This is a genomic window from Paracoccus wurundjeri (genome assembly GCF_030678915.1).
Classification (GTDB): domain Bacteria; phylum Pseudomonadota; class Alphaproteobacteria; order Rhodobacterales; family Rhodobacteraceae; genus Paracoccus; species Paracoccus onubensis_A.
The window spans coordinates 43,906-60,694 of record NZ_JAUUTZ010000014.1 but is presented as its reverse complement, the minus strand read 5'-3'; the positions used below and the strand labels follow the sequence as shown (position 1 = coordinate 60,694).

Here is a 16,789-nt window from a genome sequence, read left to right as displayed (position 1 = left end):
TCAGAACTAAACAATAACACAGGCAGTATTCGAGGGCAGTCATGGGATTAATGAACAAGCTCCTTCTTGGCTTGGTGCTGGTCGTTGCGGTTGCGTGCGGCGGCGGACCGGGCCGGGATATCGGGGCACCGGGGCCGGGCGCCTATCCGCAGCTTGGCGATTCGGCGCCGCATGACTGGGGAGGCGCGCATCCATATGGTCATCAGGTGCATGGCATCGATATTTCGCGTTGGCAGGGCGATATCGACTGGGGCCGGGTCCGGGGCTCGGGGATCAGCTTCGCCTATATCAAATCGACCGAAGGCGGCGACCATCTTGATCCGAACTTCAACCGGTACTGGCGCGAGGCCGCAGGGGCCCGGATTCCGCGCGGCGCCTATCATTACTATTATTTCTGCCGTTCGGGTGCGGAACAGGCGGCATGGTTCATCCGGAATGTGCCACGCGAACGCGGCTCGCTGCCGCCGGTGCTGGATATCGAATGGACGCATTCCAAAACCTGTCCGGGCCGTCCTTCGCCAGCGGTCGTCAAACGCGAGGCGAATGTCTTCCTTGATATCGTCGGCCGCCATTACGGACAGCGTCCGGTCGTCTATACGACTGTGGATTTCTATCATGACAATGATCTTGGCGATCTGCGGGCCGAGTTCTGGCTGCGCTCGGTGGCTGGCCACCCGCGGCGCGTTTATCCCGGAGAACGCTGGGCATTCTGGCAATATACCGGCACGGGAATCGTTCCGGGCATCAGTGGAAATGTGGATCTTAACGCCTTTGCTGGCTCTCGTGCGGATTGGTCCAGATGGTTGCAGACACGCCTGACGCGGTAAGACCGCGCAGATGGCTGGCGATCGAGTTCGCGGCGCTCTATTTCGGGGCGCCGCTGGCTATTGCGCTATTCCTGCCGCCGGGGATGATGTTTTCCGCACTGTTCGTTTTTACGCTGGCGGGGCTGATGCTGCTTTGGCGGACCGGGGGGTTCGAGTGGCGTTCGCTTATCCGCGGGTGGAGCAGGGTGCATTGGGCGTTCCTGTTAGCCTTCACTATCGGGGTGGGCTTTCTGGGCTGGGCGATCATGGTGTTAACTCAACCGGATTACGTGATTCCGCTTAGTCCCGCCCGGTTACGTTTTCTTGCACTGATCTGGGCGCTTTATCCGTTGCTGTCGGCGTTGCCGCAGGAGCTGATCTTCCGGGTGTTGTTCTTTTACCGCTACGGGTCGTTGCTGCCGCCGGGAAATGCCCGGATCGCCATCAATGCGGCGGTGTTTTCCTTTGCCCATCTGATGTACTGGTCATGGATCGTGGCCATAATGACCTTTGTCGGCGGCGTGATCTTCGCCCGCGGATATCTGGAGCGTGGCTTTCCTTCGGCATGGCTTTTGCACGCTTTCGCAGGAAATATGCTGTTTGCCGTCGGGATGGGCTATTATTTCTGGTCCGGGAACGTGGTCCGGCCCTTCTGACCTGTTGACTTCCGTCCCGTCAAAAGGTTCATGCGGGTGCTGAAGAAACCCGAGGATCGATCATGCACGCCTATCGCAGCCATACCTGCGCCGAACTGACTGCCGCCAATGCCGGAGAGACCGTCCGCCTGTCGGGCTGGGTTCATCGGGTGCGCGATCACGGAGGCGTGCTGTTCGTCGATCTGCGCGATCATTACGGCATGACGCAGGTGCTGGCCGACAGCGACAGCGCCGCCTTTGCCGAGATGGAAAAGCTCAGGGCGGAAACCGTGATCCGTATCGACGGCCGGGTCAAGCCGCGCGATCCTTCGCTGATCAATCCCAAACTGCCGACCGGCGAGATCGAGGTCTACGCCACCGGGCTGGAGGTTCTCGGCCCCGCCGACGAACTGCCCCTGCCGGTCTTCGGCGATCAGGATTACCCCGAGGAAACCCGGCTGGCTTACCGCTTCCTCGACCTGCGCCGCGAAAGCCTGCATAACAACATCATGCTGCGCAGCCATGTGGTTCGCAGCCTGCGCAACCGCATGTGGGATCAGGACTTTACCGAGTTCCAGACCCCGATCATCACCGCATCCAGCCCCGAGGGCGCGCGCGACTTTCTGGTGCCGTCCCGGTTGCATCCGGGCAAGTTCTATGCGCTGCCGCAGGCGCCGCAGCAGTTCAAACAGCTGATCATGGTGGCGGGCTTTGACCGCTATTTCCAGATCGCCCCATGCTTCCGCGATGAGGATCCCCGCGCCGACCGCAGTCCCACCGATTTCTATCAGCTCGACCTTGAAATGTCCTTTGTCGAGCAAGAGGATGTCTTTGCTGCGATCCAGCCCGTTATTCAGGGCCTGTTCGAGGAATTCGGCGGTGGCCGCCGCGTCGATACCGACTGGCCGCGTATCCCCTTTGCCGAGGCGATGCTGAAATATGGCAGCGACAAGCCCGATCTGCGCAACCCGATCGAGATGCAGGTGGTCAGCGAGCATTTTCGTGGCTCGGGCTTTGCGATCTTCGCCAAACTGCTTGAGCAGGAAGGGACAGAGATCCGCGCCATTCCCGCCCCGACCGGCGGCAGCCGCAAATTCGCCGACCGGATGAATGCGTTCGCGCAGCAGCAGGGACTGCCCGGCATGGGCTATATCTTCTGGCGCAAGGGTGAGGACGGGCAGACCGAGGCGGCAGGCCCGATCGCCAAGAATATCGGCCCTGAACGCACCGAGGCGATCCGTCGGCAGCTTGGGTTGGGTGAAGGCGACGCGGCCTTTTTCCTTGGCGGCAAGCCGGAAAGCTTCGAAGCTGTCGCAGGCCGCGCAAGAAACGAGATCGGGCGCGAACTGGGGCTGACCGACGAGAAACAGTTCAAATTCGCCTGGATCGTCGATTTCCCGATGTATGAGAAGGATGACGAGGGCAGGATCGATTTCAGCCATAATCCCTTCTCGATGCCGCAAGGCGGGATCGAGGCGTTGAACGGCGATCCGCTGGCCGTGAAGGGCTATCAATACGACCTTGCCTGCAATGGTTACGAGCTGATTTCCGGCGCGATCCGCAACCACAAGCCGGAAATCATGTTCAAGGCGTTCGAACTGGCGGGCTATCCGGCCGCCGAGGTCGAGAAACGTTTCGGCGGCATGGTCAAGGCGTTCCGTTATGGCGCGCCTCCGCATGGCGGCTGTGCTGCCGGGATCGACCGGATCGTAATGCTGCTGGCGGATGAGCAGAATATCCGCGAGGTGATCATGTTCCCGATGAACCAGCGGGCCGAGGATTTGATGATGGGCGCCCCCTCCGAGCCGACGAACGAGCAGTTGCGTGAATTGCGGCTGCGCGTTCTGCCGAAAGAGTGACGCGGGCGGGGCGGTTAATGCAACTGCCCGCCCAATGCCAGTTGCTGGGGCGGAATTGTTGCGCTTCCTGCATCCAGCCGTTGTTGCAGCATTGCCTGAACAGGCGCGATATCATTCAGATCATGTTTACCGGATCTGATTTTCACCATTAACGCTGTGGCGCTGTCGTGCAATTCTGTATCGTCGGCCACGGCGGCGACACCGGTGATAAAGGTCGCGGCATAACCGATCGCCCGAGGTTCGCAGGCATTGGCCAGCAAAGCCAGACCATGCGCCATGTCCTGCATCAGCATCAGGCCATCCGCGGCGATCTGCTCATCCGAAACGCGTGCCGGTTTCCATTGCTGCAATTCCGGCGGCAAAGCCGATTTGATCGCATGCTGAAAGATCGCAACGCTTTCAAACGGTTTCAAGATGAACCCATCGGCACCCGCCTGGATCGCCTTTGCTCGATCGTCTGCCTGTGCCGACATGCCGAGAATCATCGAAAGACGAGGGTTCATTTTGTCGAGATTTGTTATCAGCGACGCGCCTTCCCCGTCGGGCAGACACATTTCCGTTATAACGATGTCGGGACGATAGGCCCGCAGGTGACGCATGGCCGCGGTAACGCCATTTGCCTGCCGAACGCGTGCGCCCGAAGACAAGCATAACAATCGCAAGGTTTCACTGGAAAACTTTGAAGCTTCGACCACAAGAACGGTCAGCCCGGCAAGCGGGCCTCCTGATCGTGTCGCGATATGAAATGGCACGAATGTCGCCGGCTTCTCCGCAAATTCCGACCGCATGGTTCAATCTCCCGAATCCTGGTTACCCGGTCATCTTGCCGGCGTATCCCTAAAGCTGGGTTAATCACGCAGGGTTTTGCTTTCGTTCGGGCCGAACAGGCACTAGAAGCGTCGGGAAACGGAGGTTGCCATGATCGGACGTCTGAATCACGTCGCCATTGCCGTTCCTGATCTTCAGGCGGCGGCCGAGCAGTACCGGAACACCCTTGGCGCGACCGTGGGCCCCGCTCAGGACGAGCCGGATCACGGTGTGACCGTGGTGTTTATCGAATTGCCCAACACCAAGATCGAATTGCTGTATCCGCTTGGTCAGGACAGCCCGATCAGGGGATTTCTTGAAAAGAACCCGGCAGGCGGCATCCATCACATGTGCTATGAGGTAGCGGATATTCTTGCCGCACGCGACAGGCTGAAGGCCGAAGGCGCGCGGGTTCTGGGCAATGGCGAGCCGAAGATCGGCGCGCATGGCAAGCCTGTGCTGTTCCTGCATCCCAAGGATTTCAACGGCTGCCTGATCGAGTTGGAGCAGAGCTGATGAATCTGACGGGTGGAATCGTTCTTTATGCAGTGCTGTGGTTTCTGACATTGTTCATCGTGGCCATGATCGGCCAGAAGTCACAGGCCGATGCCGGCGAGGTGGTGCCGGGCACTCCGGCGGGCGCGCCTGCCGATCTGAAGGTCAGGCGGATCGTGATCCTGACCACGGTGATCACGACCCTGATCTGGGCCCTGATCGCATGGGTGATCCTGAGCGGAATCGTCAGCCGCGAGGAACTGGCGAATTTCGACCGGCTTTTCCGCGGATAAGGTGGAACAGATGCGTGAAGGCCGCCGATGCAAGTAACGGCGCGGCGATATTCAGCAATGGCACCGTCAGCAACACGGCAATCATGGCGCCCGCGATCGTGATCGTTACCCCGTTGCTTTTGCGCAGGCTGGTGGCCTGCGCTGCCCGCAGATGCCTTCGCGCCGCCATCTGGAAGAATTCCCGCCCAAGCAGCCAGCCATTCGCGCCGTAAAACAGGATCGGCGCAAGCGGCCCCAGAAACGGCGTCAGAAGCAGCGACAGGATCGCCACGCCGATAACCGCCGCCATCAGGGCAAGCGATTCAAGCAGCCCGTCCATGAAATCCAGCGACTGGCCGGTTTCGGACGGGTAATGGATCTGCTCGACCGCTTCCGACACCCGCTCGGCGAAGATGCCGCAGAACCCGGCGGCCACCGGTGCCATCAGGAAGAAGCCCATCAGCGGAAACAGCGCCAGGGAACTCCAGGACAATGCACTGCCGACATCGACAACGCCGATCCATGGCAGGCTGAAACTGCCGGGCGTGAACAGCCGGATCAGCCAGAACGTCCCGGCTTGCAGCAAGATGAACAACAGGATCGTCAATGCGATCCCCATCAGCACCAGCGACAGGATCTGTGGCCGCAACAGGTCGCCCCAGGCGCGGAACAGGGCGCGGGTGACGATCATTCCAGCCAGCTTGTCTTGGCGGCGATATCGGGGCGGGGACGCTCGGGCGGGGGATTGCCGCGCGTGCCGATATGTACCAACCCGGCGATTTTCTCGCCCTCCTTCAGCCCCAGATGGCTGCGTGCGAAATCCTGATTGATTGCCGCGAAACCGGTCAGCCATGCGGCCCCCCAACCCGAGGCAAGCGCCGCGTTCACCAGTCCCAGACAGACCGCCCCCGCAGACAGGACCTGCTCCCATTGCGGGATCTTGGCGCTGTCGACCGGCGATGAGATCACCGCGACGATCACCGGCGAGGCGAATGCCGAGGCAGCCTTGTCTGCCGCCGCCTCGTCCTGCCCGTCTGCAAGAACCTCTTGCCTCAGGATCGGCTGCAAGCGATCGAGGATCCCGCGGCCAAGAATCACGAAGCGCCAGGGTTCCAGCTTGCCATGATCGGGCGCGCGGGCCGCCAGTGTCAGCAGTTCCTGCAACTCGTCCCGGTCCGGCGCGGGGCCTTGCAACAGTTTCGGCGGGTGCGAGCGGCGGGTGGCCAGAAATTCCAGTGCCGCGTCGTTGCGATATTCCATGCAGTTCCTCCTGTGGCGGGTGAACAGATAAGGCGATATCCGGCGCTTTTCCAGTGCGCTTGCATATCCCGGGGGATTGCGGGCGGATGATCGGCGCGGCATTCTGACGTCATGACCGATCTCAGCCATCTTGCCCGCGACGGGGCCGAGCTACGCCTGCGCGTCACGCCGCGGGCGCGACGCAATGCGATCAGCGTCGAGGCTGGCGTGATCCGCGTTTATGTGACCGCGCCACCTGAAGATGGCAAGGCGAATGTCGCCGTCGCGAAATTACTTGCCAAATCCATGGGCGTCGCGAAATCACGCCTGACATTACTGCGCGGCGCGAGTTCGCGAGACAAGCTGTTCCGGCTTGATTAGCATCGACTGCCGAGCCCTGTCGCTTACCGGCTAATCTTCTTTCTCGATTCTGTAATTCCCCTCGGGCAGGTTCAGGGCAAGGCGCAGCTCGGCAAGCTGATGCAACGTAAAGATGACCCGCGCGACCTGAGTGCCATCCGGGTCCATCTGTTCGACGATAACCCTGTCGTCAAAGGTCTGGATCACCACATCCTCATTCAGCGGGCGGGTATTCGGCCCGGTTTCGTCTATCAGCGTGATGACCGTGGCGTCGAATTCATGTTCGATGGTGAACATTCGGACCTCCATGATTTACGCCACAGTCGCGTGAAATCTGCCGGCGGACAAGGGGCCGGGGGTTGCACCGGCCCAAAGCCGGGATAATGTGAGAAACGATCAAGATGAAAACCCTTGCGGTTGTGGGACGGAAACGGAATGCGTGCAGGTTCGGGCAAGTTCGGTATTGTTGCATTGGCTTTGGCGGCGTTTACCGCTCTGACGGCTTGCGAACCCGTTCCAACCCAGCCGCAACCCGCGCCTCAATCGCAGCAGACACAGACAATCGCGCAGGTCAGAACGCCGGAATCCGCTGCCCGGACCTTTGTCAGCGTCATGCGCCGCATGGAACCCGCGGTCGAGCGGGAATGCCACCAGCGCCGCACCCAGCCGATCAATTGTGATTTTCAGTTCGTCGTCGATGACCGCCCGAATCTTGAACCGAACGCGTTCCAGACCCTTGACGATACCGGCCGCCCGGTCATCGGTTTCACGCTTTCCCTGATCGCCGCAACGCATAATGCCGACGAGATCGCCTTCGTCGTCGGCCACGAAGCCAGCCACCACATCCTGAATCACCTTGACCGCAAGGCCGGCGCCGCAACCGCCGGGGCGGTCATTCTGGGCAGTCTTGCCTCGGTTTATGGCGGCGACGATTCCATCATCACGACCGCACAGCAGATCGGGGCCTCGGTCGGGTCGCGCTATTACTCGAAAGACTGGGAATTGCAGGCCGATTATCTGGGCGCGATCATCACCCAGAACGCCGGTTATGATCCAAGGGTCGGCGCGCGGTTCTTCGAGCGCTTGCCCGATCCCGGTAATCACGTGCTTGGCAGCCATCCGCCACGCGCCGCCCGCCTTGCCCAGGTCGAACGCGCGATCGAGGATGTCCGCAGCGGTCGCGTGCGTTAGCGTCTGAATTCGGAAAAACACCGATATTCGGGAAAAGGCCGGCGATCGATGAATCGCCGCAGCCTTTGCATGGCGGGTTCATGTGGATTTGCGTGATCCAATGACCACCCGTCAGGGATTACTAAAAATTTAAGAGATTTTTTGTAACGAAACTCGCCTTAAAGATGTATAGTCCTGCGTGCATCCTGTCCTGACGGGTCCGATACGCGTGGATCATGGGACAGGCTTTGGCGCGGTGCGGCAGATTTGTTGCGCGAAACCGGTGAAACAACGCATGGGAAAGAAGATCCATGATTGGCGTCGTCCTTTGGGGCAAGGAAGAAAGCGAAACCGCCGTAATCTGGTGCGAAGATCAGGCATCGATGATTTATCTGAACGGGCGCAGGCATTTGCGCGACGCGTCCTGGTGGCCCGGCCCGGGTGATCTGGTCGAACTTGACAATGAAATTTCCGGAAACCGGCGCCATGCACGACGGGTTTCACGCCTGCCACAGGGGCAAAAAGCGAAGGTCCCGCAGGAAATACGCTGCCCGGTCGATCCAAGCTGCACCAGCCTTAGCTTTCCGGTATGCGATTACACCTGTCCGCCATGCAAGCAGCGCTGCGGTTAAGATCGCGCGGAGCCACCCGTTACGGTAGTTCGATGGTTCAGACGCCACGCGCTATTGCGGCAACGCCGGTCCGTGCCAGTTCCTTCAGCCCCAGCGGGCGCATCAGATCGGCGAACGCGTCCAGCTTGGAGGGTGTGCCGACAAGCTCGAACACGAAACTTTCCAATGTCGAGTCGACGACATTCGCGCGGAAAATCTCGGCAATCCGTAGCGCTTCGACCCGCTTGTCACCCTGACCACAGACCTTGAACAATCCCAGTTCGCGCTCGACCGAGGCGCCCTCGACGGTCAGGTCATGTACCTCATGCACCGGCACGATCCGGCCAAGCTGCGCCTTGATCTGCTCGATCACGGCCGGGGTGCCGCTTGTCACCATGGTGATCCGCGACTGATGGCCGGTATGATCGACCTCGGCTACCGTCAGGCTGTCAATATTGTAACCGCGCCCCGAAAACAGCCCGATCACGCGGGCCAGTACGCCCGGCTCATTTTCGACCAGAACCGCCAGCGTATGCCGTTCCTCGACCTGCGAATTCGGATCCCGCAGATCATAGGCCGAATGGCTCGACGCGCCCTGCTGTATGTTCAACGCATTCATGTTCAGCCCTTTCTTCTTTGCTCAAATACCTCGGGGGCGTGGGGGCTGGCCCCCGCGCGGCCTGTCAGACCAAAGCCGCCCCGGCGCCCTGTATCGCCCCTTCGGTCGAGGCATCGCCAAGCAGCATCTCGTTATGCGGTTTGCCCGACGGAATCATCGGGAAGCAATTCTCATGCTTCTCGACCAGAACGTCGAGGATGAACGGCCCGTCATATTCGATCATCTGCCGGATCGCATCGTCCAGATCCTTCGGATCCTGAACCTGCGCGCCCTTGCAGCCGAACGCCTCGGCCAGCTTGACGAAATCGGGCAGGCTGTCCGACCAGCTCTGGCTGTAGCGCTCGCCATGCAGCAATTGCTGCCATTGCCGCACCATGCCCAGCCGTTCATTGTTCAGGATGAACTGCTTGACCGGCAGGCGGAACTGAACGGCGGTGCCCATCTCCTGCATGTTCATCAGCCAGCTTGCCTCGCCCGCGACATTGATCACCAGCGAGTCGCGATGCGCCATCTGCACGCCGACCGAGGCAGGCAGCCCGTAGCCCATCGTGCCCAGCCCGCCCGAAGTCATCCAGCGGTTCGGTTCATTGAAATGCAGGAATTGCGCCGCCCACATCTGATGCTGGCCGACCTCGGTCGTGACGTAACGATCCCGGTCCGCGGTCAGAGCCTGCAGGCGTTGGAGGGCATATTGCGGTTTGATGATCGTGTCGCTGTTCTTGTAGGCAAGGCAGTTCTTGCTTTTCCAGCCCTCGATCTTTTCCCACCACTTGCCGATGGCGGCGGAATTGGTCTTGCGGCCGCGCGATTTCCAGATCTTCAGCAGATCCTCCAGCACATGTCCGACATCCCCGGTGATGGCGATATCCACATGGATAACCTTGTTGATGCTTGATGGGTCGATATCGATATGCGCCTTGATCGAACCGGGGCTGAAATCGGCGACGCGCCCGGTGATGCGGTCGTCGAAACGGGCACCGATATTGATCATCAGATCGCAGTCATGCATGGCAAGATTGGCTTCGTACAGGCCATGCATCCCCAGCATCCCGATCCAGTTCCGCCCCGAGGCAGGATAAGCGCCCAGCCCCATCAGGGTCGAGGTGACGGGAATATTCGTCGCATCTGCGAGTTCGCGCAGAAGCTGGCTGGCGCCCGGCCCCGAATTGATCACGCCGCCGCCGGTATAAAGAATCGGACGTTCGGCCTTTTCGATCAGTTCGGCAAGCTGGGTGATCGCCGTCACATCGCCCTTGCGCGCGGGTTGGTAGCGCGCCGGCTCGATCTGCTTGAGGCCGCGATACTCATCCTCGGCGAACTGGACATCTTTGGGGATATCGACCAGCACCGGACCCGGACGGCCCGAGGTGGCGACGTGGAACGCCTTGTGAATGGTTTCGGACAGTTTTGCCGTATCCCTGACCAGCCAGTTATGCTTGGTGCAGGGGCGGGTGATGCCGACGGTATCCGCCTCCTGGAAACCATCGGTGCCGATCAGGAAGGTGGGAACCTGCCCGGACAGGACGATGATGGGGATCGAATCCATCAACGCATCGGTCAGACCGGTGACCGCATTGGTCGCGCCCGGCCCCGAAGTCACCAGAACGACCCCGGGCTTGCCGGTCGAGCGGGCATAGCCCTCGGCCATATGCACCGCGCCCTGTTCATGGCGCACCAGGACATGGGTAATGTCGTTCTGCTGGAAAAGCTCGTCATAAATCGGTAGCACCGCCCCGCCCGGATAGCCGAATACGGTATCGACGCCCTGATCGCGCAGCGCTTCGACAACCATTCTTGCACCCGTCATTGTTCGGGACATCTTCTCTACTCCATCTGACCTAACTTGCAGCGCCGGTTCCGCCCGTCGCCGTGTCGGCGCAAACTATGGGGAGGTCACGGAAGGGTCAATGGGGTATGGCGGATAAAATGACGCCAATGGCGCTAAAATTGAAATTTTCTTTCGCGAACCGGTTTTGCGATCATCGTCCGAACTGGGGCAAGGAGATTCGCGCGACCTGTTCGACGATGGGATCGACCGAAAGCGGATGGGTTTCGTTCGAGTGATCTTCCGGCTTGCCCAGCCTTTGCCAGACCCCGCCCTTGTAAATCTCAAGCGCCGAGAAGCGGGCCTTGTAATCCATCTTGCGACTGCCCGGAACCCAATAGCCCAGATAGACATAGGGCAGGCCCGCGCCACGCGCGATCTCGATATGGTCAAGGATCATATAGGTGCCAAGACTGGCCGCCTGAAGCTGCGGGTCGTAGAAGCTGTAGACAAGGCTCAACCCGTCATCCAGCACATCGGTCAGGCAGACCGCCGCCAGATGATCGTCGCCTTTCGCCAGCTTTTCCGGGTCCGCCCCGTCGCAGCGATACTCGATGATGCGGGTCTGGACCGGCGTTTCCTCGATCATGGCCGCGAATTCGAACACATCCATATCTGCCATGCCGCCATCGGCGTGACGACAGTCCAGATAGCTGCGGAAAAGCTCGTATTGTTCCTCGGTTGCCCAGGGCGTCATGTTGATGCGGCTCAGGCCGCCATCACGTCGCAAAAGCCGCCTTTGGGTGCGGGAAGGCGTGAAATCCGCCACCCGGATCCGCGCGGACATGCAGGCCACGCAGCTTTCGCAGCTGGGCCGGTAAAGCACATTCTGTGAACGGCGGAAGCCCTGCCGCGACAGGGTGTTGTTCAGTTCCGGCGCATTTTCGCCCTGCAGGGCCGTGAAAAGCTTGCGCTCTGCCCGGCCGTGAAGATAGGGGCAGGGTTGGGGCGCCGTGACATAGAACTGAGGCGCATGAGGCAGAGTATGGCGCATCAGCTCGACCCCTTCTGCAATATTTGTGTTTTCGTAGGTTTCATGCGCGTTCGGGCCGGAATCTGTCGATGACGTGAATCTGTCGGTACTGGTTATTCGGGAAGCCTAGCAACGAATGCGAGGATCGCCAAGCACCGAAAGTATGACAAGGCGCAATCTTTGCGCGTTGACCGGGGCCGGGCTTCGGATAGTCTGACGCCATGGATTTTGCAACTCGTATCACCCGTTATCCCCTGCCCATAGATCAAACCCGTGCCGATTCGGTTTCCGGGCTGTTTTCGACGCTGCCGGCGCCGGTGCAAAAACTGATCGCGGGCGTGGCGGGAACCAGCCCGTATCTGGCGGGATTGCTGGAACGCGAGGCCGAATGGCTGCCCGGGGCCTTGGAGCAGGACGATGTCGTGGCGCGGGAAACGGCAGGTTTCGAGGAACTGGACGCCGCCGATCTGGGTCCCGCACTGCGCCGTGCGAAGCGGCGTGTCGCGCTGTTCACGGCGCTGGCGGATCTGGGTGGCGTCTGGTCGCTTGAACAGGTGACCGGCGCTTTGTCGGATCTGGCCGATCGTGCGGTCGATCTGGGCTTGCGGGTGCATGTCGCTCAGGAACTCCGTCGCGGCAAGCTGCCGGAAAGCACGGCCGATGCGGGCGGGATATTCGCGCTTGCGATGGGCAAGGGCGGCGCAAAAGAGCTGAATTACAGCTCGGATATCGATCTGATCGTTCTGTACGACGATTCGGCCTATGCTTCCGGGGATCAGCACGAGGCCCGCGCCGCATTGATCCGCGCCACCCGCAAAATGGCCGCGACCCTGTCGGATGTGACCGAGCATGGCTATGTCTTTCGCACCGATCTGCGTCTGCGCCCCGATGCGTCGGTGACGCCCGTCTGTATTTCCGCATCCGCCGCGCTTGGCTATTACGAGGCCGAAGGCCGCACATGGGAACGCGCAGCCTTCATCAAGGCCCGCGCGGCAGCGGGCGATATCGCCGCGGGCCAGCGGTTCCTGCATGAATTGCGGCCTTTCGTCTGGCGCAAGCATCTGGATTTCGCGGCCATTCAGGATGCCCATGACATGCGCCTGCGGATCCGCGACCACAAGGGTCTGGGCGGCAGGCTGGAGGTGCCCGGCCATAACATGAAACTGGGGCAGGGCGGCATCCGCGAGATCGAATTCTTCACCCAGACCCGGCAGCTGATCGCCGGCGGGCGCGATCCCGATCTGCGGCAGCGCGATACTGTCGGGGGGCTGGCGGCGCTGGCCTCGAAGGGCTGGATCCCGGAAGAGGTCGCGCAGGAACTGACTGCGCATTACCGGGAACATCGCGAGATCGAGCATCGCATCCAGATGGTGAACGATGCCCAGACGCATAATCTGCCCAAGGATCCCGAGGGCCTTTCGGTCATCGCGGCAATGATGGGTGAAAGCGATGCCGGTGCCTGGGCCAACCAACTGAAAACGCGGCTCGAACGGGTGCATGAACTGACCGAGTCCTTCTTTGCCCCCGGTGAACGCCGCGAGCGTCCGGAATTGTCCGATGAGGCGCAGGGAATCATCGCGCGCTGGCAAAGCTATCCTGCAATGCGCTCGAACCGCGCCCGCGAGATCTTCCAAAGGGTCGAGCCTGAATTGCTGTCCCGCATGGCGCGCCTTGGGCATATGGACGAGGCACTGGCGCATTTCGACAATTTTCTGGCCGGGCTGCCCGCCGGGGTGCAGCTTTTCTCGCTGTTCGACGCCAATCCGCAATTGATCGATCTGATCGTCGATATCTGCGGCACCGCGCCGGAACTGGCCAAACATCTTTCCCGTTATCCCGCAGTTCTGGATGCGGTTCTTGCAGGTAGCTTCTTTGCGCCGTGGCCCGGAATGCGGGCGCTACGCGAGGAACTGGAACAGGCCATGCAATCGGCACTGACCGCGGTGGATGGCGGCTATGAGCGGGCATTGGATGCCGCGCGCCGATGGGCGCATGAATGGCATTTCCGGATCGGCGTGCATCACCTGCGCGGGCTGATCGACGCGGATGAGGCCGGATTGGAATATGCCGATCTGGCCCATGCCTGTCTGGCAGCCATGATGCCGATGACGGCGGCCGAATTCTCGCGACGCCACGGCTCGCCGCCGGGACAGGGGGCGGTGGTGCTGGGCATGGGTTCGCTTGGGGCGCGGCAGCTTAATGCCGATTCGGATCTTGATCTGATCGTGATCTACGATGCCGATGGCGCCGAGGGGTCCGACGGGCCGAAGCCGCTTGCGCCCCGGCCATATTATGCGCGGCTGACGCAGGCAATGATCACCGCCATTTCCGCGCCGACCGCCGAGGGCCGTCTATACGAGGTCGATATGCGCCTGCGCCCCTCGGGGCGGCAGGGGCCGGTGGCGACATCAGTGCAGAGTTTCGAGAATTATCAGATGACCGAGGCATGGACATGGGAGCATCTCGCCCTGACCCGCGCCCGCGTGGTGGCGACGACCGGCGAAGCGGCTTCGGGCCTTGCCGAACGGGTCGAGGCGCTGCGGCTGCAGGTCTTGGCTGAGCGTGGCGGGGATACGCGGGTCATGCCCGATCTTGCGGCGATGCGACACCGGATATTTGCCGCTAAAGCGCCGGACGGAGAATGGGAGGCCAAGATCGGGCCGGGGCGATTGCAGGATATCGACCTGATCGCGCAATCCTGCGCCCTGCGTGCAGGTGACGCGGCCAGAGGCACGATCGCTCAGCTTCGGGCGGGGCGGCGTGCGGGCATATTCGCGAGGGATACGGCTGATGAACTGTCATCCGCATATCGGTTTTTGTGGCGGCTGCATGCTTCCGCAAGGCTGCTGACGGAAAAGCCGGTGGATTTCGATGCAATCGGGTCGGGCGGGCAAGAATTCCTGTTGCGTGAATGCGGTTGCAAGGATGCGCGCGAACTGCGTGAACGGCTGGATTCTGCCACGTCCCGGGCCGCCGCGTTGATCGGTGCCGAACTTCCGGCAGAATCCGCATCTGCCAAGTAACCGGCATGCCCCTGACGCGGGGTGCCTATGCGATCTTGCGGTCCCGGGTTCGGTCCTGATCCTTCCCCATATCGACAGCATCCACGAGCGACGAGGCGGGCTTTTCATCGCCGATCTGCCCCATGACCGGCACAGACACAGTGTTGCCAATGGTTTCCACACCGCCGGACGGCGGAAGCGTCGAGGCGAAGATGCCATGTGCGGTCTTGTCCCAGTAATAGGGCCGCCCCAGAAGTTCCAGGGCGGATTTCCACGCGGCAAGACCAGCCAGCGGAAAATAAGCGATCATGAATGGCACCCACGGGCGAAGATGACGATGCTTCGGCGCATGGGTGGCGTATAGGTTCAGCAGGATACCCAGTACTTCGGTACCCAGCAGAAATCCAAGGAACAATCCGGGTGCGGCTGGTCCGAAAGCAACCGGCAGGGCATCATGCAGCGGGAAGGACAGGCCGAAACCGACAAGCCAGAAACCCCATATCGCAGGTGCAAGCAGATGTTGCGACAGCATGAAGAAAAACTGCACCTGAAAGCCGATGAAACGCCGCATGCCCAGATCGCGCCACAGGCGCCAGGGATTGCGCATATGAACGCCCCAGGTCATCGCATAGCCCTTGAACCAGCGCGAGCGTTGCTTGACCCAGGGCACCATGCGGCAATTCGCCTCTTCATTCGTGACTGTCGGGACAATTTCGGTCCGCCATCCGCGCCGCGCCAGACGCACGCCCAGATCCGCGTCCTCGGTGACGTTCCAGGCGTCCCATGCATCCGACTGCTCTAACGCTTCGCGGCGGAAAAAGCAGGTCGTGCCGCCCAAGGGGATCACCAGCCCCATTCTGGCCATCGCGGGCAGCATGACACGGAACCACGCCGCATATTCGATGGTAAAGAACCGGGCCAGATGGTTGGTTCGCGGATTGTAGTAATCCAGAATGCCCTGCACGCAGCCAAGATCGGGGCGCGCGTGATGGAAATGCCTTGCGATGCGGTGCAACTGGTCGGGTTCGGGCTGATCCTCGGCGTCCCAGACACCGATGATCGCCCCCTTGCAGAATTTCAGGGCGTAATTCAGGGCGCGCGGCTTGGTTCTGACCGATCCTTCAGGCAATTCGACCACGCGAATCCACGGCGGCAAGGCCATTCCGGCAAGCGCGGATTTCGTCAGCCGGTCGCCCGCCTCGACCGCCAGAACGATATCGGTAAGTTCGCGCGGATATCGCAGCCGCAGCAGCCGCGAAACGAGATCGCGGGCGATGCCGGCTTCCTTGTACAGCGGAACGATCACAGACATGACGGGCAGAGGCAGGATATCTTCGCTGTCATCTTCTTGCTGCGCATGGCGGGGGCGGGGCGTGGCAAGCGCGGTCAGCAGACAGGCAAGTTTCAGCCCTGATTGCAGGATCAGCCCGGCGAAGATAGCCGATATCATGGCAATCTGCATCGCGGATGGCGCTGCCCAGAAGCCATAGACCAGCGCGGCGATTGCCGTTACATACAGGCAATTCAGCAGCTTGTGTGGGCGTGACCGGCAGCTTTCGCGCTTTGGCACGCGATATTCCGCGGCCCGGATCAGTTCGGCAGAGCCGATGGACAGAAGTGCATCCTGGATCTGCGCCTCGGTACACAGAACCATGCGGATCTGGTCGTGATCCGGGGCAAGATCCCGTGCCACCTCGGCGAATTCCCCGGGCTGGCAGGTCGCGATCAGCGTGACCTCATCCGTCCTGTTGAGGGGAAGGATATGGCGGGCAAGGCAATAATCGATTCCGATCGCTTCGACCAGTTTAGGGTCCGGAGGCGTCTGGGTGGGGTCCGCCAGCTTGCTTTGCCAGAAGATGCTTTGCGCGCGGATAAGCGCCTGTGGCGTCACCCATCCATGCGCAAGAAGGATGCGTTCGACAGGCGTATCCTGCCTGCGCTGCCTGGCAAGGGATTTGATCAGGTGAACCGGCTCGATATCGCCTTCGTCAAGAAGGATTTGTGCCACGGATTTTGCCGGTGGCTTCGTTGCTTCTGCGGCCGGAGGGTGGTTTTCCTGCCCTGCAATAATCGGAACCGGTTCCAAGCGCCTGATCATGAAGGTCTCCCTGCTGGA

17 protein-coding genes are annotated in these 16,789 nt (G+C 61.0%); 9 read left to right on the top strand and 8 right to left on the bottom strand.

Annotated elements, in window-relative coordinates; translation table 11 throughout:
• Positions 1–50: 50 nt before the first annotated feature.
• The 3 genes from Q0601_RS14610 (at position 51) to aspS (ending at position 3,300) form a co-directional block, all read left to right on the top strand.
• A complete protein-coding gene (locus Q0601_RS14610) occupies positions 51–827 on the top strand; it encodes a glycoside hydrolase family 25 protein (protein ID WP_305290592.1) in 777 nt (258 codons plus the stop codon).
• Positions 800–1,462 carry a CPBP family glutamic-type intramembrane protease gene (locus tag Q0601_RS14605; protein WP_305290591.1) on the top strand — a complete coding sequence of 221 codons (663 nt, stop codon included), beginning with the start codon at positions 800–802 and terminating at the stop codon, positions 1,460–1,462. Before Q0601_RS14610 ends, Q0601_RS14605 begins: the two co-directional genes overlap by 28 nt.
• A gap of 62 nt (positions 1,463–1,524) precedes the next feature.
• The gene (aspS, locus tag Q0601_RS14600; RefSeq protein WP_305290590.1) at positions 1,525–3,300 is read left to right on the top strand and encodes an aspartate--tRNA ligase; all 1,776 of its coding nucleotides are present in this window, start codon (positions 1,525–1,527) and stop codon (positions 3,298–3,300) included.
• 14 nt (positions 3,301–3,314) lie between these two features.
• On the opposite strand, the gene Q0601_RS14595 is transcribed toward aspS, so the two are convergent.
• A complete protein-coding gene (locus Q0601_RS14595) occupies positions 3,315–4,088 on the bottom strand; it encodes a response regulator (protein ID WP_305290589.1) in 774 nt (257 codons plus the stop codon).
• Positions 4,089–4,218: 130 nt separating this feature from the next.
• Here Q0601_RS14595 and mce point away from each other — a divergent pair, with 130 nt between their 5' ends.
• Both mce and Q0601_RS14585 read left to right on the top strand, forming a co-directional pair.
• Positions 4,219–4,623 carry a methylmalonyl-CoA epimerase gene (gene mce / locus Q0601_RS14590; RefSeq protein ID WP_305290588.1) on the top strand — a complete coding sequence of 135 codons (405 nt, stop codon included), beginning with the start codon at positions 4,219–4,221 and terminating at the stop codon, positions 4,621–4,623.
• Entirely contained in the window at positions 4,623–4,895 is a 273-nt protein-coding gene (locus tag Q0601_RS14585; protein WP_305290587.1) for a DUF1467 family protein, read from the top strand. Before mce ends, Q0601_RS14585 begins: the two co-directional genes overlap by 1 nt.
• Here Q0601_RS14585 and Q0601_RS14580 read toward each other — a convergent pair.
• On the bottom strand, positions 4,849–5,565 hold the full coding sequence (locus Q0601_RS14580) for an EI24 domain-containing protein (protein WP_305290586.1): 717 nt from the start codon (positions 5,563–5,565) through the stop codon (positions 4,849–4,851). The two genes, Q0601_RS14585 and Q0601_RS14580, sit on opposite strands and share 47 nt — an antisense overlap.
• Entirely contained in the window at positions 5,562–6,134 is a 573-nt protein-coding gene (locus tag Q0601_RS14575) for a nitroreductase family protein (protein ID WP_305290585.1), read from the bottom strand. Before Q0601_RS14575 ends, Q0601_RS14580 begins: the two co-directional genes overlap by 4 nt.
• 111 nt (positions 6,135–6,245) lie before the next feature.
• On the opposite strand from Q0601_RS14575, the gene Q0601_RS14570 reads away from it, so the two are divergent.
• Positions 6,246–6,494, top strand: a complete 249-nt coding sequence (locus Q0601_RS14570; RefSeq protein ID WP_305290583.1) for a DUF167 domain-containing protein — start codon at positions 6,246–6,248, stop codon at positions 6,492–6,494.
• 30 nt (positions 6,495–6,524) lie between these two features.
• Here Q0601_RS14570 and Q0601_RS14565 read toward each other — a convergent pair whose 3' ends face one another.
• Positions 6,525–6,770: a hypothetical protein gene (locus Q0601_RS14565; protein ID WP_119747743.1), complete on the bottom strand. Its 246-nt coding sequence runs from the start codon at positions 6,768–6,770 to the stop codon at positions 6,525–6,527.
• Positions 6,771–6,908: 138 nt separating this feature from the next.
• Between Q0601_RS14565 and Q0601_RS14560 the strand changes: the two genes are divergently transcribed.
• Together Q0601_RS14560 and Q0601_RS14555 are read left to right on the top strand one after the other, a co-directional pair.
• A complete protein-coding gene (locus Q0601_RS14560) occupies positions 6,909–7,664 on the top strand; it encodes a M48 family metalloprotease (RefSeq protein ID WP_305290582.1) in 756 nt (251 codons plus the stop codon).
• 290 nt (positions 7,665–7,954) lie between these two features.
• The gene (locus Q0601_RS14555; RefSeq protein WP_305290581.1) at positions 7,955–8,275 is read left to right on the top strand and encodes a hypothetical protein; all 321 of its coding nucleotides are present in this window, start codon (positions 7,955–7,957) and stop codon (positions 8,273–8,275) included.
• Positions 8,276–8,312: 37 nt separating this feature from the next.
• Here Q0601_RS14555 and ilvN read toward each other — a convergent pair whose 3' ends face one another.
• From ilvN to Q0601_RS14540, 3 genes are all read right to left on the bottom strand, one after another.
• The gene (gene ilvN / locus Q0601_RS14550; RefSeq protein WP_305290580.1) at positions 8,313–8,873 is read right to left on the bottom strand and encodes an acetolactate synthase small subunit; all 561 of its coding nucleotides are present in this window, start codon (positions 8,871–8,873) and stop codon (positions 8,313–8,315) included.
• Positions 8,874–8,937: 64 nt separating this feature from the next.
• On the bottom strand, positions 8,938–10,692 hold the full coding sequence (locus Q0601_RS14545) for an acetolactate synthase 3 large subunit (RefSeq protein ID WP_305290579.1): 1,755 nt from the start codon (positions 10,690–10,692) through the stop codon (positions 8,938–8,940).
• A 160-nt stretch (positions 10,693–10,852) separates the two neighbouring features.
• A complete protein-coding gene (locus Q0601_RS14540) occupies positions 10,853–11,692 on the bottom strand; it encodes an arginyltransferase (RefSeq protein ID WP_305290578.1) in 840 nt (279 codons plus the stop codon).
• A gap of 200 nt (positions 11,693–11,892) precedes the next feature.
• On the opposite strand from Q0601_RS14540, the gene Q0601_RS14535 reads away from it, so the two are divergent.
• Positions 11,893–14,694, top strand: a complete 2,802-nt coding sequence (locus Q0601_RS14535; RefSeq protein ID WP_305290577.1) for a [protein-PII] uridylyltransferase family protein — start codon at positions 11,893–11,895, stop codon at positions 14,692–14,694.
• Positions 14,695–14,719: 25 nt separating this feature from the next.
• Here the strand turns inward: Q0601_RS14535 and Q0601_RS14530 are convergent, their stop codons facing one another.
• A complete protein-coding gene (locus Q0601_RS14530) occupies positions 14,720–16,771 on the bottom strand; it encodes a glycosyltransferase (RefSeq protein WP_305290576.1) in 2,052 nt (683 codons plus the stop codon).
• Between the last annotated feature and the right edge of the window lie 18 nt (positions 16,772–16,789).

Coding starts and splice junctions, on each gene's coding strand:
- Q0601_RS14610 (WP_305290592.1), top strand. CDS start 51: ATGAACAAGCTCCTTCTTGGCTTGGTGCTGGTCGTTGCGGTTGCGTGC.
- Q0601_RS14605 (WP_305290591.1), top strand. CDS start 800: ATGGTTGCAGACACGCCTGACGCGGTAAGACCGCGCAGATGGCTGGCG.
- aspS (WP_305290590.1), top strand. CDS start 1,525: ATGCACGCCTATCGCAGCCATACCTGCGCCGAACTGACTGCCGCCAAT.
- Q0601_RS14595 (WP_305290589.1), bottom strand. CDS start 4,088: ATGCGGTCGGAATTTGCGGAGAAGCCGGCGACATTCGTGCCATTTCAT.
- mce (WP_305290588.1), top strand. CDS start 4,219: ATGATCGGACGTCTGAATCACGTCGCCATTGCCGTTCCTGATCTTCAG.
- Q0601_RS14585 (WP_305290587.1), top strand. CDS start 4,623: ATGAATCTGACGGGTGGAATCGTTCTTTATGCAGTGCTGTGGTTTCTG.
- Q0601_RS14580 (WP_305290586.1), bottom strand. CDS start 5,565: ATGATCGTCACCCGCGCCCTGTTCCGCGCCTGGGGCGACCTGTTGCGG.
- Q0601_RS14575 (WP_305290585.1), bottom strand. CDS start 6,134: ATGGAATATCGCAACGACGCGGCACTGGAATTTCTGGCCACCCGCCGC.
- Q0601_RS14570 (WP_305290583.1), top strand. CDS start 6,246: ATGACCGATCTCAGCCATCTTGCCCGCGACGGGGCCGAGCTACGCCTG.
- Q0601_RS14565 (WP_119747743.1), bottom strand. CDS start 6,770: ATGTTCACCATCGAACATGAATTCGACGCCACGGTCATCACGCTGATA.
- Q0601_RS14560 (WP_305290582.1), top strand. CDS start 6,909: ATGCGTGCAGGTTCGGGCAAGTTCGGTATTGTTGCATTGGCTTTGGCG.
- Q0601_RS14555 (WP_305290581.1), top strand. CDS start 7,955: ATGATTGGCGTCGTCCTTTGGGGCAAGGAAGAAAGCGAAACCGCCGTA.
- ilvN (WP_305290580.1), bottom strand. CDS start 8,873: ATGAATGCGTTGAACATACAGCAGGGCGCGTCGAGCCATTCGGCCTAT.
- Q0601_RS14545 (WP_305290579.1), bottom strand. CDS start 10,692: ATGTCCCGAACAATGACGGGTGCAAGAATGGTTGTCGAAGCGCTGCGC.
- Q0601_RS14540 (WP_305290578.1), bottom strand. CDS start 11,692: ATGCGCCATACTCTGCCTCATGCGCCTCAGTTCTATGTCACGGCGCCC.
- Q0601_RS14535 (WP_305290577.1), top strand. CDS start 11,893: ATGGATTTTGCAACTCGTATCACCCGTTATCCCCTGCCCATAGATCAA.
- Q0601_RS14530 (WP_305290576.1), bottom strand. CDS start 16,771: ATGATCAGGCGCTTGGAACCGGTTCCGATTATTGCAGGGCAGGAAAAC.